The organism is Aquirufa ecclesiirivi (assembly GCF_011250515.1).
GTDB lineage: Bacteria > Bacteroidota > Bacteroidia > Cytophagales > Spirosomataceae > Aquirufa > Aquirufa ecclesiirivi.
Map to the genome: position 1 here is coordinate 201,122 of NZ_JAANOP010000001.1, position 25,879 is coordinate 227,000.

18 protein-coding genes are annotated in these 25,879 nt (G+C 39.9%); 8 read left to right on the forward strand and 10 right to left on the reverse strand.

The genetic code is table 11. The features are described from left to right. Positions 1–5 precede the first annotated feature (5 nt). On the reverse strand, positions 6–1,646 hold the full coding sequence (locus G9H65_RS00750) for a SusD/RagB family nutrient-binding outer membrane lipoprotein (protein ID WP_166373460.1): 1,641 nt from the start codon (positions 1,644–1,646) through the stop codon (positions 6–8). A gap of 26 nt (positions 1,647–1,672) precedes the next feature. Beyond that, positions 1,673–5,068 (reverse strand): SusC/RagA family TonB-linked outer membrane protein, encoded by a 3,396-nt coding sequence (locus G9H65_RS00755; RefSeq protein ID WP_235927425.1) that lies wholly within the window; start codon positions 5,066–5,068, stop codon positions 1,673–1,675. 165 nt (positions 5,069–5,233) lie between these two features. On the opposite strand from G9H65_RS00755, the gene G9H65_RS00760 reads away from it, so the two are divergent. From G9H65_RS00760 to G9H65_RS00770, 3 genes are read left to right on the forward strand one after another with little or no spacing between them, the layout of a single operon-like run. Next, positions 5,234–6,097, forward strand: coding sequence for an AraC family transcriptional regulator (locus G9H65_RS00760; RefSeq protein ID WP_166373461.1), 864 nt, complete (start codon positions 5,234–5,236; stop codon positions 6,095–6,097). A 43-nt stretch (positions 6,098–6,140) separates the two neighbouring features. After that, complete coding sequence (locus G9H65_RS00765) at positions 6,141–7,436, forward strand: hypothetical protein (RefSeq protein ID WP_166373462.1); 1,296 nt, start codon at positions 6,141–6,143, stop codon at positions 7,434–7,436. 10 nt (positions 7,437–7,446) lie between these two features. Beyond that, positions 7,447–8,223, forward strand: coding sequence for a polysaccharide deacetylase family protein (locus G9H65_RS00770; RefSeq protein ID WP_235927426.1), 777 nt, complete (start codon positions 7,447–7,449; stop codon positions 8,221–8,223). Here G9H65_RS00770 and G9H65_RS00775 read toward each other — a convergent pair. The 4 genes from G9H65_RS00775 to G9H65_RS00790 all read right to left on the reverse strand — a co-directional run bounded on the left by G9H65_RS00775 (position 8,220) and on the right by G9H65_RS00790 (position 12,588). After that, the gene (locus G9H65_RS00775) at positions 8,220–9,164 is read right to left on the reverse strand and encodes a dihydrodipicolinate synthase family protein (protein ID WP_235927427.1); all 945 of its coding nucleotides are present in this window, start codon (positions 9,162–9,164) and stop codon (positions 8,220–8,222) included. The genes G9H65_RS00770 and G9H65_RS00775 overlap by 4 nt on opposite strands. A 2-nt stretch (positions 9,165–9,166) precedes the next feature. Continuing rightward, positions 9,167–10,672, reverse strand: coding sequence for a sodium:solute symporter (locus tag G9H65_RS00780; RefSeq protein ID WP_166373464.1), 1,506 nt, complete (start codon positions 10,670–10,672; stop codon positions 9,167–9,169). 1 nt (position 10,673) lies between these two features. Continuing rightward, on the reverse strand, positions 10,674–11,693 hold the full coding sequence (locus G9H65_RS00785) for a sialidase family protein (RefSeq protein ID WP_166373465.1): 1,020 nt from the start codon (positions 11,691–11,693) through the stop codon (positions 10,674–10,676). A gap of 142 nt (positions 11,694–11,835) precedes the next feature. Continuing rightward, positions 11,836–12,588 (reverse strand): LiaF transmembrane domain-containing protein, encoded by a 753-nt coding sequence (locus G9H65_RS00790; protein WP_166373466.1) that lies wholly within the window; start codon positions 12,586–12,588, stop codon positions 11,836–11,838. Between the two features lie 260 nt (positions 12,589–12,848). On the opposite strand from G9H65_RS00790, the gene G9H65_RS00795 reads away from it, so the two are divergent. From G9H65_RS00795 to G9H65_RS00805, 3 genes are all read left to right on the forward strand, one after another. Next, the gene (locus tag G9H65_RS00795) at positions 12,849–15,845 is read left to right on the forward strand and encodes a PVC-type heme-binding CxxCH protein (protein ID WP_166373467.1); all 2,997 of its coding nucleotides are present in this window, start codon (positions 12,849–12,851) and stop codon (positions 15,843–15,845) included. Between the two features lie 132 nt (positions 15,846–15,977). Continuing rightward, positions 15,978–16,778 (forward strand): 3-keto-disaccharide hydrolase, encoded by an 801-nt coding sequence (locus G9H65_RS00800; protein ID WP_166373906.1) that lies wholly within the window; start codon positions 15,978–15,980, stop codon positions 16,776–16,778. Continuing rightward, complete coding sequence (locus G9H65_RS00805; RefSeq protein ID WP_166373468.1) at positions 16,775–17,704, forward strand: SGNH/GDSL hydrolase family protein; 930 nt, start codon at positions 16,775–16,777, stop codon at positions 17,702–17,704. The genes G9H65_RS00800 and G9H65_RS00805 overlap by 4 nt, the downstream gene beginning before the upstream one ends. On the opposite strand, the gene G9H65_RS00810 is transcribed toward G9H65_RS00805, so the two are convergent. Both G9H65_RS00810 and G9H65_RS00815 read right to left on the reverse strand, forming a co-directional pair. Beyond that, entirely contained in the window at positions 17,701–18,621 is a 921-nt protein-coding gene (locus G9H65_RS00810) for a metallophosphoesterase (protein ID WP_205753210.1), read from the reverse strand. The genes G9H65_RS00805 and G9H65_RS00810 overlap by 4 nt on opposite strands. Before the next feature lie 9 nt (positions 18,622–18,630). Further along, positions 18,631–19,386 carry a sterol desaturase family protein gene (locus G9H65_RS00815; protein ID WP_166373469.1) on the reverse strand — a complete coding sequence of 252 codons (756 nt, stop codon included), beginning with the start codon at positions 19,384–19,386 and terminating at the stop codon, positions 18,631–18,633. Positions 19,387–19,534: 148 nt separating this feature from the next. On the opposite strand from G9H65_RS00815, the gene G9H65_RS00820 reads away from it, so the two are divergent. Continuing rightward, positions 19,535–20,653 (forward strand): vWA domain-containing protein, encoded by a 1,119-nt coding sequence (locus G9H65_RS00820; protein ID WP_109321812.1) that lies wholly within the window; start codon positions 19,535–19,537, stop codon positions 20,651–20,653. A 6-nt stretch (positions 20,654–20,659) separates the two neighbouring features. Next, positions 20,660–22,102: an AAA family ATPase gene (locus G9H65_RS00825; protein ID WP_166373470.1), complete on the forward strand. Its 1,443-nt coding sequence runs from the start codon at positions 20,660–20,662 to the stop codon at positions 22,100–22,102. Positions 22,103–22,718: 616 nt separating this feature from the next. On the opposite strand, the gene G9H65_RS00830 is transcribed toward G9H65_RS00825, so the two are convergent. Both G9H65_RS00830 and G9H65_RS00835 read right to left on the reverse strand, forming a co-directional pair. Then, the gene (locus G9H65_RS00830; RefSeq protein ID WP_166373471.1) at positions 22,719–24,365 is read right to left on the reverse strand and encodes an FAD-dependent oxidoreductase; all 1,647 of its coding nucleotides are present in this window, start codon (positions 24,363–24,365) and stop codon (positions 22,719–22,721) included. A 25-nt stretch (positions 24,366–24,390) separates the two neighbouring features. After that, the gene (locus G9H65_RS00835) at positions 24,391–25,875 is read right to left on the reverse strand and encodes a DUF1501 domain-containing protein (RefSeq protein WP_166373472.1); all 1,485 of its coding nucleotides are present in this window, start codon (positions 25,873–25,875) and stop codon (positions 24,391–24,393) included. Positions 25,876–25,879 lie beyond the last annotated feature (4 nt).

Sequence of the window (25,879 nt, forward strand, 5' to 3'; positions counted from 1 at the left end):
AAATCTTAATATGGCTTACCTGTACCTTGGATAACCCAAGGCTTAGACCAAGCACTATTTTTGCCATCAGCTTGTGAGAAATTAGTTACTTCTAATTTATCTAAAGCAGCAGCTGTATTCTTAGAATTAATACGCAATTCATCCTGCATGTAATAGAAACGAACAGGAATAGCTTGGCGCTTAGCTACAGGACCCGCTTTTAACTCTGGGAAACCCGTACGACGGAAGTCGAACCAAGCTTCAGTAGCAGCAGTCCAACTAGCAATCCATTTTTGCTCCATAACTTGTTTTACTGTACCAGCAAAAGCAACACCTGGATTAGCTAAATACGTAGTTGAAGTAGAACCTACTCCCCACGTTGTCAATGACGCTTTCACACCATTCTCATAGAACGTTTTAGCATCTCCGACAGCATAACCTTTTAATGCAGCCTCCGCTAAGATGAAGTTCACTTCAGCTGCAGATACCAAACGAGCTCTCAACAAGGCTCCTGATGCATTTTTGTACATAGGCGCTAGGAAAGAAACGTGAGGGTTAAACGATGTCTGACCCGGAGTTGGGTTCATGTTATATGCCGATGGTAACTGAGAGAATGCAGTAGGTAAACCTACGTATTCTTGATCAGTATCCACTTTCGTGTTACCAACTACATCTGGTGATAAATAACGCTTACCGTCGATGATCTTATCTGTCTTAGCAGGTAAAGTGGCATCCACAACCAATGGAATTTCTACTTTAGCAGCCCAGATACCTAAACGAGGGTCTTTTACTCCTTGTAAGTAATCTACCAATGTATTCGCCATTTTGATACGACGGTAGTTACTACCACTCACATCATAAACCGCATTTGCTGGCCAAGAAGTACCATCTGAAGTACCAGGGAAGCCCATAGTAGCATCATCTGAATTAGCTAAAATCACTGGATAGTTCGCTGGATTTTTAGCAATTTTCTCAATTCCTGCTTTAGCTACATCCGGTTTCTTAGCTGAAATACGCATGTAATAACGTAATGCTAAGGAGTTAGCCAATTTACGCCATTTAGTAGGATCTCCTGAATAAATCACGTCCACGTTATCCACGATGTTCGAATATTCACTTTTTTGCTTAGATAACAAGGTATTAGCCTTCTCTAAATCGGCTAAAATACCTGTATAAATAACCTCTTGAGAATCGTAAGCAGGCAAGATATTATCTGTACCACCAGTCTCCCCTTTCAAAGCATTGGTATAAGGTGCATCACCCCAAAGGTCTGTAATCAGACCAAACATGAAGGCTTTGTTTACTAAAGCCACTCCTTGTTGGAATTCCCAGTTCAATGCTACCGAACGACTGTAAAGCAAGTCGTTGTTACGTAAAATATCATAATAACCTGACCAACTTTGGTTTCCACCCCAGTCGTAATCATTATGTCCAGACGACCAAGCATCTTTTTGAGTATGTTGAACCACTCCAGCGATATCTTGGTAGCCAAGGTTTACATAAGCCTTAGACATTTCCGTTAATACAGTAGGCATGACCAAATTTGGATTCACAACCTCTGGTTGAACTCCATTTGGATTTATATTCACTTTTGTCAAGTCTTCACAAGAGAAAAATACTCCCGTTAAAAGGGTGAAGGCGACAGCTTTTATTAATCTTATTTTCATGATTTTAATGTTTTAAGGTGCTTTGATTAAAATGTCAAACCAAGTTTAAATCCAACTGGGATAACCCAAGGAGTAACATTATAGCGCTCAATTCCTTGCTTAAATTGGGTTCCTGCTTGTGCTCCAGACTGTGGTTGGAAAGCTGTTTCAGGGTCGATTCCAATTTTAGAAGCCGTCCATAAAATGATGTTACGACTGTAAACAGAGAAGTTAGCACTTTGCAAACCTAAGCTCTTAACAAAATTACTTGGTAGCTCATATCCTAAAGAGATCTCTCTCAACTTCACGAATGAAGCGTCAAACGTAGCTGCACGAGTAAAGCTCCAAGGATAGTTGTCTCCATATGGTAAGATTTTTGTATTAGGACCTCCTAAGTTTTCTTCATAACCCGTGATGTTTCCTTGTCCATCGTATTTAGCAATCACACCTGGGTTAAATACTCCATTAGGATATGTTTTTCCACCATATTCAAATGGATATCCACCGTACTCAGCTGTAGGGCCACCCACGATTGGGAAATAACCGTTTTGATTAATACGGATGTATTTATCTTGATTAGCTACTAAGTAATTACGCAATGCATCACCTGTCAATCCATTTGGATTAATCAAATTGTCTAAGAATCGTTGAGATTTCAAATCAGACTCTCCGTAACGGTAAGTTTGTGAAACAAAGTCTCCACCACTTCTCCAATCAAAAGTCATATTCAAGCTAAAGTTCTTATAAGACAAAGAAGTTTGTAAACCTAAAATGAAGTCTGGATTGAAGTTACCAATTTTAGAACGGGTATTACTCGCATTAACGGATTGCCATGAACCATCAGAATCCAATATTGGATATCCATAGTACTTAGATGATTGATCTTTTACGGTAACAATTTCAGCATCGTAGATATCACCAATCTTATCACCTACATAAGTCCAAGCTCCACCTTTTGCATCAGTCCAAAGTGTGTAGAAATTCAACCCTTCAGAAAGCTCTTTGATGGTCGTTTCGTTCTTGTAGAAGTTAGCGGTCAAATCCAATCTCCAACCATTCTTGTCGATCGGTGTACCACCCGCTGTTAATTCAATACCCTTCGATACTAACAAACCTGCGTTGATATTCTTCGAAGTAAATCCTGAAGAAGAAGGTAAAGTCGTTGGGATAATTTGGTTACGGTTTTCTACGGTATAATACGTACCAGAGAATCTTAAACGATTTTTGTACATCGTCAAATCAGCTCCTAAATCATACGAAGTAGAAATTTCTGGCTTCAAATCAGGTAATAAAATAGAGCCTGATTTTCCTAAACGAGTTAATGAACCCCAAGCTTCTGCATTTTGTAAGGTATTGATCAAAGCATAAGGATTGGTATCATTACCTACTTGTGCCACACCAGCACGAACTTTCAATAAGTCTATCTTATCATTTGGAATCGCAAATGCTTCATTCAACAAGACACTTAACGAAGCAGATGGATAGAAGTATGATCTATTTTCAATAGGCAAAGTACTTGACCAGTCGTTACGAGCTGTCAAATCTAAATACACCATATCCTTGTAAGATACGTTTGCCATTCCATACGCACTATAAACCACTTTCTTAGTTTGGAAACTTGTGTAGTTAATATTAGTATTAGCAATGTTTTGCAAAGTATACAAGCCTGGGATAATTAAACCCGTTCCTCCTTTTGAAGAAGTACTTACGTCCATCGTTTTAGAACTTCTCGCATTACCACCCACTGAGAAGGATAAGTTGAAATCTTCTACAGGCTTAGTCCAAGTAGCTAAAAAATCAACGTTACGCTCATAGCGATCTAAATTTGAGATACCATAAGCACCATTTTTCTCTCCTGTATAAGACTTAGCAATTTTAGTCTCACGAGTTTCTCCATAAGTATCCAAGGCATAACGAGCCATTAAACTTAACTCAGGAGTGATTTGATAATCTAATTTCATGTTACCAAATGCACGATTACGCTCAAATCCATTTTTCACTTCATAAGCCAAGAACCATGGATTATTGTAGTTACCAATTGCTTGAGACTTCTGCTGCAAACCTTCTTGACCAGGAACCCAGTAATCTTTCAAGTCCATGATGTTGATGTGTGGAGAAACGGCATAAGCCCATTGCAATGGGTTAGATCCTCTTTCACTCGCCGGACGATTGTTTGAATTATTTCTACTCAAATCAATGTTAGCACTCAATTTCAATTTGTTAGACAATTTGAAAGAAGAAGCTGCCGATAATGAGTTCTTGAACAAATCAGAACCAGGAATAATTCCGCGGCTAGTCATATTGGAATATGTTAAGCGATAATTCGCCACATCATTTCCGTTAGTAACCGAAACACCATTGGTTGTTGTAATTCCTGTTTGAACAAAATTCTTGATATTATCTGAATAAGACTTCAATTCGGTTGGGATAGCTTTTCCATCTGCACCTTTAGGGCTGTTCCATTGGATCGCTTTATAGCCTTTATCCAATTCTGGTCCAATACCACCCGCTGATCCTTCTTCAATACTTAAAATTCCTCCTGGGTATGGATTATTGTCTGGAGTAAATGGAAGTACACCTGTCGCAAACTTCGAGTGCATTCTTAAAAACTTGTAAGGATTATCAAATACCGTGTTTGACGTAATATTCACGGTCATTTTCTTTGCCTTCGAGCCATTTTTTGTGGTAATTAAAACCACACCGTTACCCGCACGAGAACCATAAAGAGCCGCAGCACTAGGTCCTTTCAAAACCGATACGCTTTCTACGTTCTCTGGATTTAAGTCAGAAATAGCATTACCATAATCCACTCGGTTATCATTACCGATTTGACCTACGTTATTCAATGAGTTAATTACCGGTACACCGTCAATCACAAACAAAGGCTGGTTGTCATTACTCAACGACTTAGCTCCACGAATGATCATACTTACAGATGAACCTGTACCACCTGTAGAATTGATGCTCACACCGGCTACTTTACCTGATAAAGAGTTCAAGACGTTTTCATTTACGACACGGCTAATATCTTTACCTGCTACTTTACCAACGGAGTATCCAAGTGATTTCTCTTCACGCTTGATACCTAAGGCAGTAACGACTACTTCATTTAATAAGGCAGTACTAGAAGATAAAGAAACATCTAATACACTACGACTTCCGATACGAATTTCTTGCGTATCAAAACCAACAAACGAAAATACTAACACGGGATTAGCACCATTGACTTCAATGGAGTATGCTCCAGATGAATTGGAGGTTGTCCCTTTTGTTGTTCCTTTCAGGGAAATATTCACTCCCGGAACTTCGGTACCATCCTGACTGGAAGTTACCTTTCCAGTGATCAGTCGGGACTGAGCGAAAGCAGCGGAATAGCACCCGGCTATCATGACTGCTACAAATAGAAAATGCCGAAACATTTTTCCTGTAAAATTTACTCTCATAATTAAATAGATTTGGTTGAAAAAGACTTTACTCGGTATGCGGGTTTAAAATTTTAACAAAAAAATGCATTATAATGGTTGAATAATTAAATAAATTTGTCAAATAGCACAACTATTCTAGCATAATAGCTGCATTTCATCTATATTGACAACTTTAATAATTCAATGAAGGCTCATTTACTTAAAGTTTCGAACCAACCACTGCGTTCATTTAGTGTTCGTCGTGACATAGTTAATTACTTTTTTAACAAGTATCATTACCATCCAGAAATCGAATTGTTACTAATCGAAAAAGGGACTGGAACCCAATTTGTGGGTGATAGTATTCAACGATTTCAGGACGGAGATTTACTGTTAATTGGGTCCAACTGTCCACACTATTTACGTAGTGATAACGTGTATTTTCAGGGGGATGAAGACTTAAAAGCTAGTGCTTTAGTGATCCACTTTAACCCTGATTTATTTGGTAGTTCATTTTTAAAGCTCCACGAAAATCGATTTGTCTTACAATTATTAGAAGAAGCAAGAAAAGGGATCCGAATTCAAGGGGAAACCAAAAAACAAATCATTTGTCGGATGAATACCATCTTGGAAAATGAAAATGATAATTTGGTTTTACATTTATACCAAATCTTGGATTTACTTTCCACCAGCAAGGAAAGAGAAATTCTTTCCATGGGAATCCTAGAAAATTCAACTTCCGAGAAAGAAACGGAACGCTTAAACTTAATTTACAATTATTCTGTCAAGCATTTCAAAAGAAAAATCAGTATTGATGAAATAGCGGGAATAGCGCATTTAAGTCCACTTTCTTTTTGTCGGTATTTTAAAACCAAAACCAGAAAAAACTACGCCAGCTTCCTCAATGAAATTCGGGTCGAATATGCATGTAAATTGATTAAGGAAAATCAATTTCTAGTCACTCAAATATGTTATGAATCTGGCTTTAATAATTTTACTAATTTCAATAAAGCATTTAAAAAGACCACTGGTAAGACTCCTTTTCAATTTGCCAAGGAGTTCAATTAATTCTAAATACTTATTAAGTACCATTTTCTAAACCTATCAAACAATGAACAACAAAAAATTACTTTTATCCTTACTAACTGTGGGGATGTCATTAGGAACGGCATGGGCTATACGTGGCCAATTCGGCCACGAGCATGGGGCTGCATGGGCTGGGTCCATCGGATCCATCGCTATTATCCTGATTGCCAACCGAAAAGATTGGTTTGCCAAAGCATTTCAAATTATCGTATCTGGAGCCATGGGCTGGGGAATCGGCGGAGTGATGAGCTATGGTTTGGTGGTCGGCTATGGCCGAGATACCGAATTTGTCAATGTCTACTATGGCTTGATTTCCCTCTTTGTCATCGGTGGACTGTATGGTTTCATTGGTGGCGGCTTGTTTGGACTAAGTTTATCCAACTCCAGCAAAAGCCCTGTAGCCTGGTCACGGCTGCTGGTAGAAATGGTCGTTGGAGCCATCTTATTTTACTTTTTCATCATCCAACAATACGAATGGCTCATGACCCCTCCTAGGGATGAATCCTGGGCTGGAGTATTAGGTATGGCGGCCGCATTAACTTGGTTCATGTTTCGTACCCAACAATACTCGGCTCTGCGTGTAGCATTGTTTGCTGGACTTGGTGGAGGATTTGGATTTGCTTTTGGTAATTTCTTACAAGTGTTAGGACATGTTTCCGAAATCAAGTTCAATTTTTGGAATGTCATGGAATATTCTTTAGGCTTTTTTGGGGGCATCGGAATGGCCTATGGAACGTTTACATCGCATTGGGAAAATACGACAGAAGAAAAATACTCCAAACAATGGTTTCCCGTGCTCATGTTGGTTTTGATTATCCCTTTTACCATGTGGCAGCAAAATTTCCGCATGGATCGTTTAGAGAAAACCATCACCCCTTTACTAAACTCTTCTGACCAAGCCATCGAACTTTCGGTTCGCTGGGATTCTTTATTGTTAATTCTTTTTGCAGGAATCTATTGGCTCAATGTTCATTCCAAATCTAAATCTTTAGACTACGGAGATATCAAGAAGTTTTTCATCGGACATTTTGGATTATATATGTTATTAAGTATCCTCATTACAGGAGCTTTCTTAAGTACTTATCGGATTGAACAATATTTATACATTGCCAATTTTGTGATTATCCTTTACCTACTCTCCCAAGTGGACGTTGACTTTGAAAATCATTCCATTTCTTGGAGTAAATATGCCAAAAACCTAGGGATTGTCTTGGCCTTCATCGCGGTATTAGCCTACATCGCGGCAAATTCCCATGATGATATTAAAAGTTCACATAAACGATTTGGAGTAGAAATTCCTCTAGAAACACCCAAACCATAACATGAAACACATGCATCGCCTTCTTTTTGGAATAGCTCTTTTGGGAGCTATTCCTTCATTTTCGCAAAATTTCACATGGCCACAAGGTAAAAAAATGGCCCTCAGTCTTAGTTTTGATGATGCTCGAGGAAGCCAAGTGACTCAGGGTACCCCATTGCTCAACCAGCATGGAGTAAAAGCCACGTTCTTCCTTAACCCAGGCGCCATGGAGAAAAACCTAGCGGGCTGGAAAAAAGCGGTGTCCGACGGCCATGAAATTGGCAACCATAGTACTTCACATCCTTGTACAGGTATTTTCACTTGGTCTAGAGCCAATGCCTTGGAAAATTATAGCCTAGAAAAAATGGAAAAGGATATTCTGGATTGTAATAAGTCGATTGAAAAGAACTTAGGAGTAAAAGCCGAGGTTTTTGCTTATCCATGTGGACAAACTTTTATAGGAAATGCGACTCAAACGCAAAGCTATGTGCCGCTGATTGCCAAACATTTTTTGTTGGGCCGTCTATGGAAAAGTGAAGCTCCCAACGATCCTAGCTATCATAATTTTGCCCAATTGACAGGTATAGAAATGGATGGACAAGACTTTGAACAAATCTTACCTTTAATAGAAGAAGCACGAAATTCAGGCAAATGGCTCGTACTGGCTGGGCATGAAATGAATGAGTCGGGCAATCAAACCACCCGACTCAGTATGTTGAAAAAGCTCATGGAATATGCCAATGATCCTGCAAATGGGATTTGGATAGCTCCGATGGGAACAGTGGCCAAATACATTCAATCGCGTTAAACTAAGGGTGCAAATTCCAGGCTTTTTACCATAGGTAATTTCAAATAATCTTGAATTAATTGATCCAAAGCAGAGGTTTCTTTCGGCGTTAAATGACCCACTTCACGGCGGGTAGTTAGACGAATAGGGAAGCCTCTTTTTTGTAGGACATATTTAGCACTGGTGGGATAAACCGTATGCATCACCTCCATATTGTCGATGTAGAATTTCTGTACCTCAGCCACTTGATCCTCTTTTCCTGGTGCATTAAAGTTAGCACACAACCAAGCGATTAATTCTGGAAAGTAATTCCCTTGAATACAAGACAAACCCATGGCACCTGCCTTCAAGACAGAAACGGCATGACCCATATAAGCATCGTATAAACCAAAATTATACCCTTGAGCGGAGCGGATTCTCAATGCCACTTTCGCTAAATCCAAGGAAGTATCTTTGTGATAAACTAAACGACCCGAAGGAAGCAAATCTTCCAATACCTCCTGACTAATTAAACGCTTATAAGGAACAGGACATTCATATATACCAAAAGGAATACCCGGAGTCAAGTCCATGAAATGGTGCATTTGCTCTAAAAAAGCTGCATCAGATTCGTCTTCCTTGGCAATCAAGTTATTCAAAACAATCACGGCATCCACTCCTAAAACATAAATAGCCTTAGAGAAATCCGCCATTTCCTCTATACTATCTCCTAGTGTACCAGTAGCTACTACAGGCACTCGACCAGCAGCCGTTTTCACGACAGTCTCTACTAAACTCAATCGTTCTGCCCGAGTTAGTTCATACATTTCACTCGACAAACAATTGGCAAATAAGCCTACTGAACCTGTTTGAATGTACATTTCCGTTAAACGGGCTATTCCATCCAAATCCAAAGAATGATCTTCTTTGAAGGTACTTATCATCACGGGTACGAAACCCTTAGGTAATTTCTGTTGCATCATTTTTACTTTTTACTAATCAATTTTTGAACAAGGCGACCAATCAATACGATGGAAATGGTGCCTAAAACGACGGTCATTTTGGAATCAAATGGGCTCTGATAAGCCTCAGGAAAACTATCTTTAAAGGATATCCAAGCAATGATGGCCACACCAGCTAAAGCACCAATTTTAGCCGCTAAGTTTTCCACATTCTTGGATAAGAATCCCAACAAAAATATGCCCAGCATACCTCCAGCGAAAATTCCTGATAGTTTCCACCAAACATCCAAGAGACTTTTAACCCCAATCATGCTGATTCCGAAGGTGATACCTAATAAGCCCATGATGACGGTAGCAATGTGCAAAACTTTTAATTGCTTGGCAGCGGGTAAATCTTTTTGAACATAACGTAAATAAATATCCTTGAGAAACACCGTAGCCGAACTATTCATACCGCTACTCATGGTACTCATCGCTGCGGACAAAAGAGCTGCCATTAACAATCCTAATAAACCTTTAGGAATCTGAGTCTTCATGAAAAATGGTAATACCCGATCTCCATAATCAGAGGGCTTTAATGCTTCTATTGCAATACTTTTTTCAGCAGAAACCTGTTGCTTCAATTCTAAAATCAAAGCTGGATTTTCCATATAAAACGTATACAATGCCGTCCCAATAAAAAAGAATAAACATGAAACTGGAACGAAATAAATCACGCATAACCAAATACTTTTAGCTGCTTCTTTGGCATCTTTAGCCGTATGATAGCGTTGAATGTAATTTTGATCAATTCCAAAATTGGTCAAATTGATAAAAAAGCCATACATCAAAACCACCCATACAGAGCTCGTGCTAAAATCAGGGTCAAAGCTTCCTAAGCTAAATTTATCATCCCGAATCCCCACTTCAATCACCTTAGAAAAGCCTGTTTGATAAATGATGATTCCCACAATCATGAGTGCTCCCATTGTTTTCAAAATAGCCTGTATCACCTCGGTCCAGATGACCGCTTCCATACCACCTAGAACGGTATAAAAAATGATACATAAACCAGAAACGATGATAATCAGACGCATATCCACTCCAGTTAAGGCATTGATTGTCAGTGCTATTCCATAAAAAATAGTGCCCATCCTTGCCAATTGCGTCATGATAAAACATACCATGGCATAGGTTCTCGCCCAAGCCCCAAAACGCTTTTCTAAATGTGTATATGCACTTACCTCGCCGCTGTTTCGATAAAACGGAACAAAGTATTTGGTGGAAACCCAAGCCGCAAAGGGTATGGATAAGCTAAAAACAAAAGGATTCCAATTGGAACCAAATGATTTCCCAGGGTCTCCTAAAAATGTAATAGCGCTTAAAAAAGTGGCATAAAAACTCAGTCCTAATGCCCAACCGGGAATTTGGCCAGAGGCCGTGGTAAATTGTTCGGAACTATTATTTTTCCTAGAAAAATAAATCCCTATAGCCACCATGCAGAGTAAATAAACAACGATGATGCTAAGATCAAGAATGGGTAGCGTCATATTATAAGGATATCACAACGTGCTTAATCTTCTCTCTTTTCCACGTATAGGTAATATGAATTTTACCGTCTTTCGTTTGAATCACCGCAGGATAAGAAAACTCGGCCTTAGGCTCATTTTCTAACATGGCCAATTCCTTCCAGTTTTTACTATCTGAGGAAATCGCCACATTAAGTGGTGAACGCTTGCCTCCCCATTCTTGAGATTCCTTAGTTACATGATTGTAAACTAATACCTGACGGCCATCTTTTAGGGTTACCGCATCCGTGCCTGAATTAGGATTTGGAAGTGATATAGCCTTCAATGCCGACCACGTTTTTCCTTGGTCGGAAGAATATGACTCTAAGATATATCCATTCTTACTTCTACAAAGAATTTGAAGTCGACCATCTTTTAAAAATAAAACACTTGGCTGAATAGCTGAAAACTCTTTGCCATCGTTGATCGCTTCTGTACGCGTCCATGTACGGCCACCATCTTTGGTCATTTCAAAGTGCACTCGCCAGCCATTATCTTCGGAGCTCGTTGGACATAAGAGGGTGCCATCTTTCAACATCACAGGCTTATTTTTGATAGGCCCTAAAATACCTAAGGGTAACCTCTCGGTATTAGACCAGGTTTTACCGCCATCTTTGGAACGTTTGATCATGCCCCACCAGTCTTTTGGTGTAGGTCCTTCTTTGTAAAACAACAATAACTCGCCACCTTTAGAAGCTGGCATTTGAAATAAAACGGGATTCCAAAGGGGATAACGAATGCTACTGTTTTGTACACCGTTGGCTACTTCGATTGGCGCAGTCCATTTGCCTTTGACCATTCTACTCACCCAAATTCCAACATCAGGATGACGCTCTTCGGTTCCTCCGAACCAAGCAGTCACTAAACCCGTTGGAGTCTCCTCAATGGTAGAAGCATGGCATTCGGGGAATGGAGCCTTCTCGTAAATAAATTCTGAGCTTGTAATCTGCGCGAAAGCTCCTTGACCTAACACCAATAGTGCTAGTACATACAAAATTTTCATAGTTAAATAGGTTCAATGGAAAGCGAAATTACACTATTTATGAGAAAATCATCCTTTTTGCTCAAAGTTTTGAAAAAAAAGAGTCTTCAAAAATACCATTCCATCAATGGCCATTGCCTCAAATATCCCTATAAACGCCTATTTAAAGGGAATCTTTGATTTCAATACCCGACAAAACTTGGAAACCATTCAAGTGTAAAATCTTCTTTTCTCCTTCAGCATTATTACCTAAACTCTTTCTTTTGTCTTCAAAACCTGCCAATAAAGTTGTGTAATGTTGTCTGATTTCCCAATGTTCGGGAACATAAAGGGTTGCCCCACCCATGATTTGAGTAATATCGATACGGATGGATTCTCCTTCAAATTGGACTTGACTAAAATCCATTTCCAAGCCTGCCACAATATTAGTTAAATTGGCCCCTTTAAAGTCTTTACTCGTAGCACGAATAGTACTTGAATTGAGTACATTGGATATGGCAATAAAAGGTTCTGAATTGTCAGAAAAAGTTGGATTATCCTCTTTTGATGATCCTCCCCAATTTCCCATGGGTGGCCCCCAAGAAGCTTGGCCCCTTTTTCGGTTTGACTTCTGAATCATAGAAATACCGACGATAATAAATACCACAGGTAAGGTATATTCGAAAATATCAATATCCATAAATTCGCGGTCAATCAAAAACGCCCCACCTATTAACACGGGCCAAATCCAACCTGTTCGCTGAAATGAACTACTAACACCGGAAACCAATCCTACCACAATCAATAAAACAGGCCATGTAAATAGCCAATCAGGTAATAGAAACCAATCGGTTTGACGGATTAAGAATACGATACCAACCAATAGGAAAACGATTCCAACGGTACCACCAGATTTTGAAGTAGATTTTTTGCTCATGAGTTTAGGGTATAAATTGTTCTCCAAGTAAAGCAAAAGCTCAAACGACTATATCAACTTTGGGATAAACGGGGAATCAACGAGGTGAATTGCCGAAAACCCTGTCCAAGATAATTTCAAAGTCTACTAAAAGACAACTATTTATACATGTTAATAATAAAATCTAGCATATTGATTAAAATCTCATTTATGAGGGAATTGCAGATTCATCAAAACTTAATAAATGCGTTAACTTGCGTGAACTAAACCTATCAAACAACATGCGTAATTTTATATTTATTTTCCTTTGCCTCAGTATTTTCGCTTGCTCCACCGAGAAAAAGAATCATCCTAAACTTTCCAAGGAGCATCAAAAGGCCCTCGATGATTTTCAACTCATGGACGGCTTTGACATAGAATTGGTAGCTGCCGAGCCCCTGGTCGCCGATCCCGTGGCCATGGAAATCGATGAAGATGGCAACTGGTTTGTCTTAGAAATGCCTGGCTATCCATTGGATTTAAGCAAAACGGGACAAGTCCGTAAACTGATGGATACCAATGGTGACGGATATCCTGATAAATCCGAAATTTTTGTGGATAGTTTAACCCTACCTATGGGAATCATGAAATGGAAAAAAGGAATCATTGTAGCCGATGCTCCCAACATCCTTTATTTTGAAGATACCAATGGCGATAATAAAGCGGATAAGCGGGAGGTAATATTAACAGGATTTTCATTGTCGAATCCGCAACATAATATGAATTCCCCAAAATTCGGTTTGGATAACTGGATTTATTTAGGCCATTCTGGATCCATCAATTCCTTTGCTTATGAATACCTTTTTGGAGATAAAGGAAGTGATATTCGCTACCCTGCTAACTCAAAAGCAAACATCCTACCCAAAAACGGAAATGGTCGTAATATTCGATTTAAACCCGATATTTTTGGTCTAGAATCCATGTCTGGTGAAACCCAGTACGGGCACACTTTTGACCCTTGGGGTCACCGATTTTACACCGATAACGCAGATCACCTTTACCACGAGGTATTGGATGCCCGCTATACTAGTACCAACCCTAACCTGGTCATTCCTGAGGCCATGGAAAAAATTCCAGATCATGGAGATGCTTGTGAAGTCTATCCTATTTCAGAAAACCCAAACCATCAATTGTTAACAGACGTGGGCGTGGTAACATCCAGCTGTGGGATCACTTGGTATGATGGAGGGGCTTTTGGCAAAGATTTTAGTCAAGTGACTTTTGTGGGAGAACCTGTACATAATTTGGTTCATGCCGATATCATTGAATCCAAAGGATCTACCTTTTCTGGTAAAAGATTACTCGAGAAAAAAGAATTTTTAGCCTCCAAAGACCCCTGGTTTAGACCAGTCAATTTTTACGTTGGTCCAGACGGGGCTTTATATGTGATTGACTATTACCGACAATTGATTGAACATCCTGAATGGATGTCGGAGGAGGTTAATAAAAGCGGGGCATTATACAATGGTAAGACCAAAGGTCGAATCTATCGTATCACAAAAAAGGGAAGTGCAGGAATGAATTGGATGAATAACACTCATTTGTCGAAAGAGTCTTCAGAAAAGCTCGTTGAGCTATTACAATCAGACAATGGCTGGTTCAGAAAAACCGCCCAACGTTTATTGTTCCATCGCAAAGATGTGTCAGTCGTACCAGCTTTGCAAGAAACGATTGCTAAGAAAGAGGCAGAAGCCAGTATTCCAGCCTTATGGTTATTGTCGGATTGGGGCAAATTGACCCCAGAAGACTTAGTCTCAGCTTTAGAAAATAAAACAGCAGGAGTGCGTGAAAATGCCCTGAAAATTGCGGATCACCAGGTGACATCGCCCTCTTTTGCATCAAATAATGAATTAAAACAAGCACTTATTCAGGTAGCTAAAGATGAGGATGCCCGAGTACGTTTTCAATGGCTATGCTCTTCGGCTTTTTTCACATTTCCTGAAGCAGTAGCCTTGCGAAGTAGTATTTTGAATCAAGATATTGATGATCATTGGGTGGGTGTAGCTGCTATTGCTGCCTCAAAAAATTCTGAGTTAAATTTATTAAAAGGGGCCATTGCAAATTTTGGAAATAAGCCCTCTGAAGGAAAGGAAAATTTCTTCGCCTATGTTGCGGCAGCCTTAATGAAAAAGCAGGACATCAGTTTCTTGGCATTGACAAGTGATGCGCAAGTGAGCAATGATTGGTGGCAAGCGGCGCTATTAAAAGGTTTGGCCAATTATGCCGAATATGCGGAAAAGAAAATTAGCTTGAATGAAAGTCAAAAAAATGCCTTGGCCAACTCATTTTTAATTTCTCCAAACAAAAACATGCGTCATGCCATCATTGGAGTATTCAAGGCGGTGGGTTTACCAGCAGATAAAACTTTTGCCAAAGAAGTCTTTGCCAAATTTTCGGCAAGTCAAGATGCCCAATTTCAAGAGGATGCCTTGGCCTTGTTAACCTTACAAAAGGATCCAGCATTCACTAGCAAATTAATTTCGTTCATTCGTACTTCTAGCAGTGAATCCATTCGATTGGCCAGTCTCAAAGCTTTACCGAATCAGATTTCAGCGCAGGAAATGGCTCAGATTAATCAGGTATACCAACAAATGAAAATGCCTTCTCGAAAGGCGTGGATTCGCTATCAAATTGTGAATGAGAAAAACATGATTCCTTTGTTGAAGGAAATTGCCAATAAAAATATCCCAAAATCCGATTTAGAATGGCCGCAGTTTGTGGAATTAATGAATTCCTATGATGCCAATATCCGGAAATTAGCTCGTGAAGTTCTGGCCATCAGTGAGGATAGAAAAGCGGTATTACAGAATTATTTGCCTGCCGCTGACATGGCGGGAAATGCCGCGAAAGGTAAAGAAGTTTTCAAGGCAAACTGTAGCGTATGTCATCAAATCAAAGGCGTAGCAGGTGTTTCATTTGGGCCTGATTTATCTACCTTAAAAAGTAGAAATGCCCTTTCTATCATTACGGAAATTATCAATCCAAATAATTCCATTGCAGACAAATATGGCAATTGGGATTTACAAATGTCGGATGGTTCTAGAATATCAGGAATTATTACTTCGGAAAACGACAATTCGCTTAGCCTAAAACAAATGGGCGGTGCGGTTCAGGTCATTGAGAAATACCAAATTAAATCGAGAGTTTCATCCAAAGTTTCTGCCATGCCAAATGGCTTAGATGCCAATATTAAATTGCAAGATATGGCGGATTTGGTGGCATTTATCAAAGGGATTTAATGCTTAAATTGGCTAGGGTTGCCAGCGTTTGAAACGCTGTCAACCCTGTTACAAAAACAAAATAATCGAATTTTTTATTCAAGAATCTGATATATTTGGACATTCTCTCAAATTACCTATTTACTGATAATGATGTCCAAAATAACCCTTGCTTTCTTTGCCATAATACTGGCTTTCTCGGCCTTTTCTTTTAAGCCCAAAAAAGAAAAATGGGTCTCTCTTTTCAATGGTAAGGACATCAAAGATTGGACTGTGAAAATTTTCCATCATGAAGTGGGAGATAATTATGGCCAAACCTTTCGGGTAGAAGATGGGATAATTAAAGTTAGGTATGACCAATACGACCATTTCAATAATCGCTATGGACACTTGTATTATAAAAAACCATTTTCTTATTATAAACTCCGACTAGAATATCGATTCACGGGTATTTGGAGAAAAGATGCCCCAGATTATACCTTGAAAAACTCAGGTGTCATGTTCCATTCCCAAGATCCCAAAACCATGCCTAAAGAACAGGACTGGCCTATTTCCGTAGAAATGCAGTTTCTGGCAGGGCTAGGTGATGGTAAACCCCGACCAACTGGAAATATGTGCTCACCTGGAACCGATGTGTTCTATAACGGACGAATTGACCCACGGCATTGCATCAACTCTAGCTCCAAAACCTACGAAGGAGATCAATGGGTAAAAGCGGAATTAGTTGTTTTAGGGGATTCTTTAGTTAGTCACTACATCAATGGCGAAAAGGTATTGGAATATGCTCAACCGCAGATTGGCGGAGGCGTGGCCAATGGCTATAATCCTGCCATAAAAATTGATGGAAAATTATTAAAAGAAGGATTTATCGCGCTTCAAAGTGAAGGTCAAGAAATCGATTTTAGAAATATCGAAATTCAGGTTTTACCCGTTCCAAAATCTAGGAAAAAATGAAGCTGAAAAAGACGCATGGGCTACTCGTTTGTTTCATTTTCATCTGTTGCCTAACACAGGCTCAAACACCTTTATTTGATACCTCCGTCAAACGAGTTCTTTTTCTAGGAAACAGCATTACCTATGCTGCTGGATACGTACAAGCTATTGAAGCTTACCATAAAGCCCATTTTCCTCAACAAAAAATTGAATTCATCAATGCGGGTTTACCCAGTGAAACGGTCTCAGGTTTATCGGAAGAAGGCCATGCCGATGGACGTTTTCCAAGACCCGACCTCCATGAACGACTAGACCGTGTGCTTCTTCAAACCCAACCCGATATTGTGTTTGCTTCCTATGGTATGAATGATGGCATTTACCTTCCTCTTGACTCGCTTAGATTTCAAAAATTCAAAGATGGCATCCTTTGGTTGCACGAACAAATTGAGGCTCGAGGTTCCAAAATCATTCACCTAACACCTGCCCCTTTTGATGAGATTAAAGGTAAAAAGCCAGGCTACGCCCAAGTCTTGGATCGCTATTCGGAATGGATACTCCAACAAAAATCTTGGGAGGTGATTGATGTGCATTTCCCTATGCAGGATTTTCAAACTACTCAGCAAAAAACAGATACTAATTTTGCCTTAGCCAAAGATGGGGTACATCCTGGGGATTGGGGGCATTGGATTATGGCTCAACAAATTTTACGCTATTTAGGTCAAAAAAACATACTCCAGTTTTCATCCATTACGGATGCTTTATCACCCATCAAAGACCCCAATGCCTTTTATCAATTGGTCGTCAAACGGCATAATCTGATGAAAGATGCATGGCTCAGCTCCACAGGACATCTTCGTCCAGAAATGAAAAAAGGACTTCCTTTGATGGAAGCCCTAGCTTTATCTTTAGAAATAGACAAACAAATAGAAACTTTGCTTGCTCCTTAGTCGACCATCAATTGCTCAAACAAAAACAATTGGGAGGATTTAGGGTCCACTTTTACTCTTACAGCTTCCATATCTGCCTCACCAAAAACCTGCAAACGCGTAAAATTCAAAATTGTTGATTTCTTATCGGGCATCAATAATGGCTTTTCAATCAGCAAACGATGGGAATCTCCATTAATCCATAAAACAGGTTTTCCATAAGCCCTGGTTAAAGTCGTCAACTTTTCCACGATTTGGGTAAAACCTGAGGGAACCATACCGTGGTAAAACATATCTGCTTGAGTGAAAAAAACCAAGCCCATTTTTGAATTCGCCTTCGCAAAAACCTCTTCCAACCACGCTTCATTGGCTTTTTCACGCTCATTAAATTCCGTGTTATCGGCATTGGCTCCTTTCAAATTATTGTTGGACCCTACTAAATGTATCGTAGCAAACTGTATCCCTCCGTATTCCCAAGTATTGTTTTCCACATAATTAGTAAATGCTGGATTTTCCGATTGAGAAACTAATTTTATTTTCTTCTTCCCAAAGCTCTCTTTCTTAGCAAAAAATACTTTTCTCAGCTCCTTCAAACGCTCATTTGGATCATATTCCCCTGCTGCCTTACGGTTACAATCCGTCCATTCATTATCACCCGGCGTATAAACCAAAGGCTGATCAAATGTCTCAAAATATTGATGGATTTTATAAAAGTACTCGGTCGAACAAGGGGTCGAACCTGACTTTATATCCCCAACATGGACACTAAAAACCGGCTTTTCTTGATTAATTTTTTTAATCACACCTTCAAATCGACCATAATCTTCTGGCAATTTATAAGGCATATCCCCAAAGGCGATAAAATCAAATTTTTTGTTTTGAGCAATACTGCTGAAACCCAGTAAAAGGCTAAAAAGCAAGGTTAATACATATTTCATAAGAAAGGTTTATTGTTTCTGTTTTACTTTTTCAAAAGCCGTATCATAATCTTCCCTCAATGTTCCCATCACACGGTCCCAAAATAGAAGATACAAGCCATAATTTCCTTTGAAATATTTATGGTGCTGATTATGACTTACTGAAGTATTAATCCATTTACCAATCCAAGATTTCGAAAATCCGGATGGATACAATTCCCAACCCAAATGTCCGTAGGCATTGTAAATGATGGAAAAAAAGAAAAACAAATAAATATGGCTTTGGTGCACGGGAATCGTAAAGACAAATAGAACAAAAACGCCCGTTTCTACGATGGACTCCAAGGGATGAAAAGCATAGGCGGCCCATGGAGAGGGATTGGTCGACAAATGATGAACTTTATGCACCCATTTAAAAATACTAGGGTGATGCATGATTCGATGAGCCCAATAGAAATAGGTATCGTGCATCAAAAACATCAGTAAATAAGCAAACCAATAATAAGCCCAGCCCATACCATCCATCTGGTCATATAAGGTAGTATATGGCCGAACAGCGGGGTTTTGTACAATGAAAATAGGTACTGCAGCAAAAAGGATGATAGTCCCTAAAGAATAACCAATTTCACGGAGGTAATCATTCAATTTGGGATAAGCTGTTTGTATTTTTTTACTGGCAAATCCCTTTTTGAAAAGGACATAGAAAATCAAGAAATATGCTCCTGCTACTAAATAATATCGACTACCAATACTAAAAGCTATTTGAAGGAATTTTTCTATGGTCATCTGTTAAAATTTGACGGGTAAAAATATAGAATTCATGTGGCTTTAAAAACTTTGATGGAGTGAATTCAAACTCATTCATCTAATTTTAAAATTTATGAAACAGAAAAGCCTAGATTAGCGTTACTATTGAGCTTCCTTACCCCATCACATGAGTCAAGAAAATAAAAGAGCCTTCTATTTTAAACTCTATGAGCCTGAAAATCAGAGCCCTTTCGATAAGCTTTTTGCCATTTTTAAAGAATTGATTGTTCATACTTCTGGGGATTTGGATGAGGCTCTCGACTGGCTACGGGAATTAGACAAGGAATATCAACTGACGGATGAGGCTTATACCATCGACGATTTTATTGAAGACCTGAAAAAAAGAGGTTATATCCGCGATGAAACCAAAGAAGACGGAAGTCCGGGTTTAGGCATTACGGCAAAAACAGAAAGAGCCATCCGCCAACAAGCCTTGGATACCATTTTTGGCGACCTGAAACGCAGTGGTTCTGGGAATCATAAAAGCAAACATCCGGGAAGTGGCGACGAACATACGGGCGAGTTTCGGGAGTATCGATTTGGGGATAGTTTAGAAAAAATATCGTTGACAGAAAGTTTGAGAAATGCCCAAATCAACCACGGCATGGACCAATTCCAACTAAGTGAAGAGGACTTAGTGGTCGAGGAATCGCTGCATAAATCTCAAATGAGTACGGTACTCATGATCGACATTAGCCATAGCATGATTTTGTATGGAGAAGACCGCATTACCCCTGCCAAAAAAGTAGCCATGGCGTTGGCCGAGCTTATCACCACACGCTATCCCAAAGACACCTTGGATATTTTGGTTTTTGGCAATGATGCCTGGAGTATTTCCATCAAAGATTTACCTTATCTCAAAGTGGGGCCTTACCATACCAATACGGTGGCGGGTCTACAGTTGGCCATGGATATTTTGAGAAGAAAAAGAAATACCAACAAACAGATCTTTATGATTACGGACGGTAAGCCTAGCTGTGTCAAATTGCCCAACGGTGAATATTACATGAATAGCAATGGCCTCGATGAATACATTGTGGATAAATGCTATACCCAGGCTCAACAAGCCCGAAAATTACATATTCCCATCACCACCTTCATGATTGCGCGAGATCAATACCTGCAACGCTTTGTGAATGAATTTACTCAAGCCAATCAAGGAAAAGCATTTTATACCGGATTGAAAGGTTTGGGAGAAATGATCTTTGAAGACTACGAAACGAATCGAAAAAAACGCATTAAATAAAGCCACATGTCAATGAACACAATTGCCACTTTAGGAGAACTAAAAAAATCAGGATATACCAGCAGAGGCATCAAGGACGAATTAAGACAAAATTTGATCGCTAAAATCAAAGCGGGACAAACGCCATTTGAAGGGGTGCATGGTTTTGAACATACCGTTATTCCTGAACTAGAAAGAGCTATTTTATCGCGACACAACATCAACCTGCTAGGACTACGCGGACAGGCAAAAACACGCTTAGCCCGTTTGATGGTCAGTCTTTTGGATGAGTATATTCCCTTTGTCAGTGGTTCAGAAATCAATGATGACCCTTTTCAGCCCATCTCACGCTTTGCCAAAGATTTGATCGCCGAAAATGGCGATGCTACGCCTATTTCTTGGTTGCACCGCGATGAACGTTTCTTCGAAAAACTAGCTACGCCTGATGTGACCGTGGCCGACTTGATCGGGGATGTGGACCCCATCAAAGCAGCTAATTTGAAGTTGTCTTATGCCGATGACCGAGTGATACATTTTGGAATGATTCCTCGTGCCAATCGCTGTATTTTCGTCATCAATGAATTGCCCGATTTACAGGCTCGTATTCAAGTGGCCTTGTTCAATATTTTACAAGAAGGGGATATTCAAATCCGAGGCTTCAAATTGCGCATGCCTTTGGATTTGCAATTCATTTTCACGGCTAATCCAGAAGATTATACCAATCGGGGAAGTATCGTGACCCCATTAAAAGACCGTATTGGATCTCAAATCTTAACGCATTATCCAGAAAGTATTGAAATCGCCAAAACGATTACGGCCCAGGAAGCTAAGTTAGAAAAAGAGCAAAAAGACCGCGTCTATGTTCCTGAATTGGCCATGGATATTTTGGAGCAAATCAGTTTTGTGGCTAGAGATAGTGAGTTTGTAGATGCCAAAAGTGGCGTTAGTGCGCGTATGAGCATTACGGCCTTAGAAAACCTCATGAGTGCTGCTGAAAGACGTTCATTGCGCGCTGGGGATGACCATACCTCCTTGCGCTTATCGGATTTTATGGGAATCGTTCCTTCCATCACAGGAAAAGTGGAGTTGGTTTATGAAGGCGAACAAGAGGGAGCGGCAGAAGTAGCTCAACAATTGATTAGTCAGGCGGTACACCATTTTTTCCCGAACTATTTCCCTAAGATAGAGAAGCTTCACAAGAAAGATTTGGTCAGTCCTTACGACCCGCTTTTGGAATACATCTTTACCGAAGGCGGCGTGGTGATTACGGATGATTGCTCGGATGCAGAATACCAAAGCAGCTTAGACTCCATTAAACCTTTGGATGATTTACTAAAGAAATACATTCCAAAAATCAAGAAAGAAGACCGTTATTTCATGAAAGAATTAGTCCTATGGGGCTTAGCTGAATACCGTAAATTAAGCAAAGAAAGAATCACGGAAGGGTATCAGTTTAAGGATCTGCTTTAATTGAATGGAAAATGTAGAATGTAGAATGTAGAATGAGCCACTACCATTTATACTTTATAATTCATCATTTACCATTTGCTTTTGCTTCGCTCATGCTACGTTCCCATCTTTCGTTGGGATTAACCTCATCAGTTGTCTTTATTAGATTTTAGTTTTTAGAATGAATTTTGAGATTTTTTGATTGAAAATACCGTCGGTCAGCACGAGCGAAAGATGATGAACGCAGCTGCAATATTAGTGATTTGGCAATAGGGATTAGTGTTGGAATGAAAAATGTAGAATGTAGAATTATTGGTTTCTAGCTCTTAATTGGCGGGTAAAAATACAAATAATCATTTTGCTAACTGGTAAATTATTCTGTTTACATAATAATACCGAATCAAATAGATCCCCTAAAATCTGTGGGAACGAACGAGGGTAAATTTTACTCTTATCTGGCGAACGAGGGTAAATTTTTGATTTTTTTACCCTCGTATAAAAAACGAGAGTAATTTACTTAGGTAATTTTTAAAGAAATACCTGAATTTGAATTGGACTTAATTATCAGAATATTGTCTAACTATTTCATAACAAGACACTACCCATTCTACATTCCTAATTCTACATTCTACATTTCCTAATAAGAAACCACCTGCCCATCTTTCACCAGACGTTCTTTCAACAGCGAATAAGGCACTTGCTGGGTACTGGTTTTTTGTTGGATCGCTAATACCGCGGCAGTGGCAGCGGATTGACCTAAAATCATGAAGACTGGCTCCATGCGGATCGATCCATAGGCGATGTGCGAACTGGAAAGACAAACGGGCACCAATAAATTCTGACATTCCTGCTCTTTGGGAATTATGGAGCCATAACTGATGGAATATGGTTTATCTGGATGTACCCCGATATCTCCTTCATTTTGAACGTAGCCTTCTGCCGTGACAAATCGCTGAGCATTATGCGAGTCCAAGGAATAGGATCCCATCCCTATCGGTTCTTCGATCTTCGTTTTTCCCAATGCATCCGCCTCTTTCATGACGTATTTGCCCTGCATTCTTCTCGCCTCTCTCACATACAATTGATGCGGCCAGCCTCCATTATCTTTAAATTCATCTTTGGCTAAACCCCAGGTCTTCATGCGGTCCTGAACTTCCGAAGGCACTCTTGGGTCGTTTTGTAAGAAATACATCAATCCCTTTTGGTATAATTCATGCTCCTTGATGATGGTTTTTCTGCGTGCATAAGTAGCCTCAGGATAATCGTAGTTTTTACCTATAAAATCGGTACTAAACGGTCCATGATTATTGGTGTCTGTCTTTCGGTTAGGTATGGCATCAAACTTATCAAAGGTCTCTCGCCAACCGCTTTCAAAAACCCGAGCATACAAGGTGTATCGATCTGGATTATAGCCCTCAGGTTTAGGAAAAGCCATCCGATTATCTGGATGATTACTCAAACACATCCGAAAACAATAAGCCTGAATTTTATGGTCTCCCGAACCATTGGGTCCCAGTTTTTCTGTTGAAACTTCAGGCAATAAACCACTGCTAGGATCATTCGCTACCTTAAATGGACTAATCTTCGATTTAAAATAATGTCCATGCTGAAATACTCCCACCTGCACCCCATTCCACTTTTCTCCATATACCGAATTCGCTTCTCTACCTACGTGGTACTTAACCCCAGCTAAGGCCATCAAATCCCCTTCATAGGTTGCATCAATGAACATTTTACCGACAAAATGCTTTTTGGACAAGGTACTAATCTCCTGAATTTTGGCATCTTTTAATCGGATGCCTTGTCGACTGCGATCCAAATATTCCTCACGCCAAACTTGAATTTGGTATTCTATAACCAAATCTTCCATCACCTGCTCCGCGGCATGTGGCTCAAAAATCCACATGGTTTTATTGGCCCCATCCATGGCCACGGTTCCTTGACCCTTATTGCCAAACTGTGATTTCTTTTCCCAAAGCCAACTTTCTTCCTTTTGATAATGCTGATATATGCGTTGATAAAACTCTCTGGATAAACCTCCAATCACCTCTTTGTTTCCCGTATCTGAAAATCCCAAACCGCCCGAAGTTAGCCCACCCAAATGTTTGTCGGGAGAAACGACGATGACACTATGGCCCATTTTTTTCACTTGCACGGCCGCTATGATGGCCGAAGCATTTCCCCCATACACAATCACATCAGCAGAATAGGTATTTTTTTGTGCCCAAGTAGGCAGAAAAATACTGCAAAGAAATACGACAATCAGAACCTTACAAACTTTCATAATTTATCAACATAAGATGAAAAAACTAGGCCAAAATACCTTTGACCAATTTACCATGTACATCGGTTAATCGGAACCTACGACCCTGGTATTTATACACTAATTGCTCATGGTCAATGCCCATCAGGTGCAACATAGTAGCCTGAAAATCATGCACATGCACGGGATCTTTGATAATATTATAACTGAAATCATCCGTCTGACCAAAAGTCGTCCCCGCCTTCACACCAGCTCCTGCCATCCACATGCTAAAGCATTTGGGATGGTGATCTCGTCCATAACCTGTTGGTGATAATTTACCTTGCGAATAAACCGTCCTACCAAACTCCCCTCCCCAAATCACCAAGGTATCTTCTAGCATACCTCTCCGCTTTAAATCCATGATCAAAGCGGCCGTTGCCTGATCGGTTTGTTTACACTGATTAACGATGTTTTTGGGTAAACTATCGTGATGGTCCCAGCCTTGATGGTACAGCTGAACAAAGCGCACATCTTTTTCCAATAACTTTCTAGCTAATAAGCAATTGGCGGCAAAACTTCCTTTATCTCGACTATTGGGTCCATACAAATCAAATACTTCCTGTGGTTCATCTGAGACATCCATCACTTCGGGCACAGAGGTTTGCATCTTGAAAGCCATTTCATACTGGGCTATTCGGGCATCTACTTCGGGATCGCCCCAAGATTCATTTTGCAATTGGTTCAACTGCTTCAAATAATCCAGCATTTCTTGGCGGTCCTTGCCATCGTATCCTTCGGGATTTGACAAAAACAAAACAGGGTCTTTACTGGACCTAAATTGAACTCCTTGATGTTCTGAGGGCAAAAAGCCATTTCCCCAAAGTCGGGCATACAGCGGCTGATCTTTGGAAGCATCCTTAGACACCATGACAATGAAAGCGGGCAAGTTTTGATTCTCTGAACCCAAACCATAGCTTAACCAAGAACCAATGGACGGTCGACCGGGTAATTGATGTCCTGTCTGAAAAAAAGTAATCGCTGGATCATGGTTGATTTGCTCGGTAAACATGGATTTGATTACGCACAATTCATCCACTACTTGCGCCGTATAAGGCAATAAGTCACTTACCCAAGTTTGACTTTGCCCATATTGTCTGAACCCATAGGCAGAAGCTGCCACAGGCAAAATAGCCTGATTAGCACTCATACCCGTTAAGCGCTGACCTTTCCGAATAGAATCGGGCAAATCCTGACCCATCCGTTTAGTCAATTCAGGTTTATAATCCCAGGTTTCAAACTGGGACGGGCCTCCGCTCATGAATAAATACACCACTCGTTTCGCCTTGGGCGCTATTCTAGGTAAGGCATCCAATATTTGTTGTTCCAAAGATTGGCCTTGCGCTTGATGAGAAGCCAGCAATCCGTTCAAGGCTATCGCCCCAAAACCCATGGCTGTCTTCTTCAAAAAATCTCTTCGGTCTAGTCCCCGATTAAGCTTTTCTAAATCTGGATGCGATAAACGAAATGGATCGCTGTGTCTATGTCCCATAATT

What these genes read in the sequence shown, in the direction of transcription:
- G9H65_RS00750 (WP_166373460.1), bottom strand. Translation starts at nt 1,646, where the DNA reads ATGAAAATAAGATTAATAAAAGCTGTCGCCTTCACCCTTTTAACGGGA.
- G9H65_RS00755 (WP_235927425.1), bottom strand. Translation starts at nt 5,068, where the DNA reads ATGAGAGTAAATTTTACAGGAAAAATGTTTCGGCATTTTCTATTTGTA.
- G9H65_RS00760 (WP_166373461.1), top strand. Translation starts at nt 5,234, where the DNA reads ATGAAGGCTCATTTACTTAAAGTTTCGAACCAACCACTGCGTTCATTT.
- G9H65_RS00765 (WP_166373462.1), top strand. Translation starts at nt 6,141, where the DNA reads ATGAACAACAAAAAATTACTTTTATCCTTACTAACTGTGGGGATGTCA.
- G9H65_RS00770 (WP_235927426.1), top strand. Translation starts at nt 7,447, where the DNA reads ATGCATCGCCTTCTTTTTGGAATAGCTCTTTTGGGAGCTATTCCTTCA.
- G9H65_RS00775 (WP_235927427.1), bottom strand. Translation starts at nt 9,164, where the DNA reads ATGATGCAACAGAAATTACCTAAGGGTTTCGTACCCGTGATGATAAGT.
- G9H65_RS00780 (WP_166373464.1), bottom strand. Translation starts at nt 10,672, where the DNA reads ATGACGCTACCCATTCTTGATCTTAGCATCATCGTTGTTTATTTACTC.
- G9H65_RS00785 (WP_166373465.1), bottom strand. Translation starts at nt 11,693, where the DNA reads ATGAAAATTTTGTATGTACTAGCACTATTGGTGTTAGGTCAAGGAGCT.
- G9H65_RS00790 (WP_166373466.1), bottom strand. Translation starts at nt 12,588, where the DNA reads ATGAGCAAAAAATCTACTTCAAAATCTGGTGGTACCGTTGGAATCGTT.
- G9H65_RS00795 (WP_166373467.1), top strand. Translation starts at nt 12,849, where the DNA reads ATGCGTAATTTTATATTTATTTTCCTTTGCCTCAGTATTTTCGCTTGC.
- G9H65_RS00800 (WP_166373906.1), top strand. Translation starts at nt 15,978, where the DNA reads ATGTCCAAAATAACCCTTGCTTTCTTTGCCATAATACTGGCTTTCTCG.
- G9H65_RS00805 (WP_166373468.1), top strand. Translation starts at nt 16,775, where the DNA reads ATGAAGCTGAAAAAGACGCATGGGCTACTCGTTTGTTTCATTTTCATC.
- G9H65_RS00810 (WP_205753210.1), bottom strand. Translation starts at nt 18,621, where the DNA reads ATGAAATATGTATTAACCTTGCTTTTTAGCCTTTTACTGGGTTTCAGC.
- G9H65_RS00815 (WP_166373469.1), bottom strand. Translation starts at nt 19,386, where the DNA reads ATGACCATAGAAAAATTCCTTCAAATAGCTTTTAGTATTGGTAGTCGA.
- G9H65_RS00820 (WP_109321812.1), top strand. Translation starts at nt 19,535, where the DNA reads ATGAGTCAAGAAAATAAAAGAGCCTTCTATTTTAAACTCTATGAGCCT.
- G9H65_RS00825 (WP_166373470.1), top strand. Translation starts at nt 20,660, where the DNA reads ATGTCAATGAACACAATTGCCACTTTAGGAGAACTAAAAAAATCAGGA.
- G9H65_RS00830 (WP_166373471.1), bottom strand. Translation starts at nt 24,365, where the DNA reads ATGAAAGTTTGTAAGGTTCTGATTGTCGTATTTCTTTGCAGTATTTTT.
- G9H65_RS00835 (WP_166373472.1), bottom strand. Translation starts at nt 25,875, where the DNA reads ATGGGACATAGACACAGCGATCCATTTCGTTTATCGCATCCAGATTTA.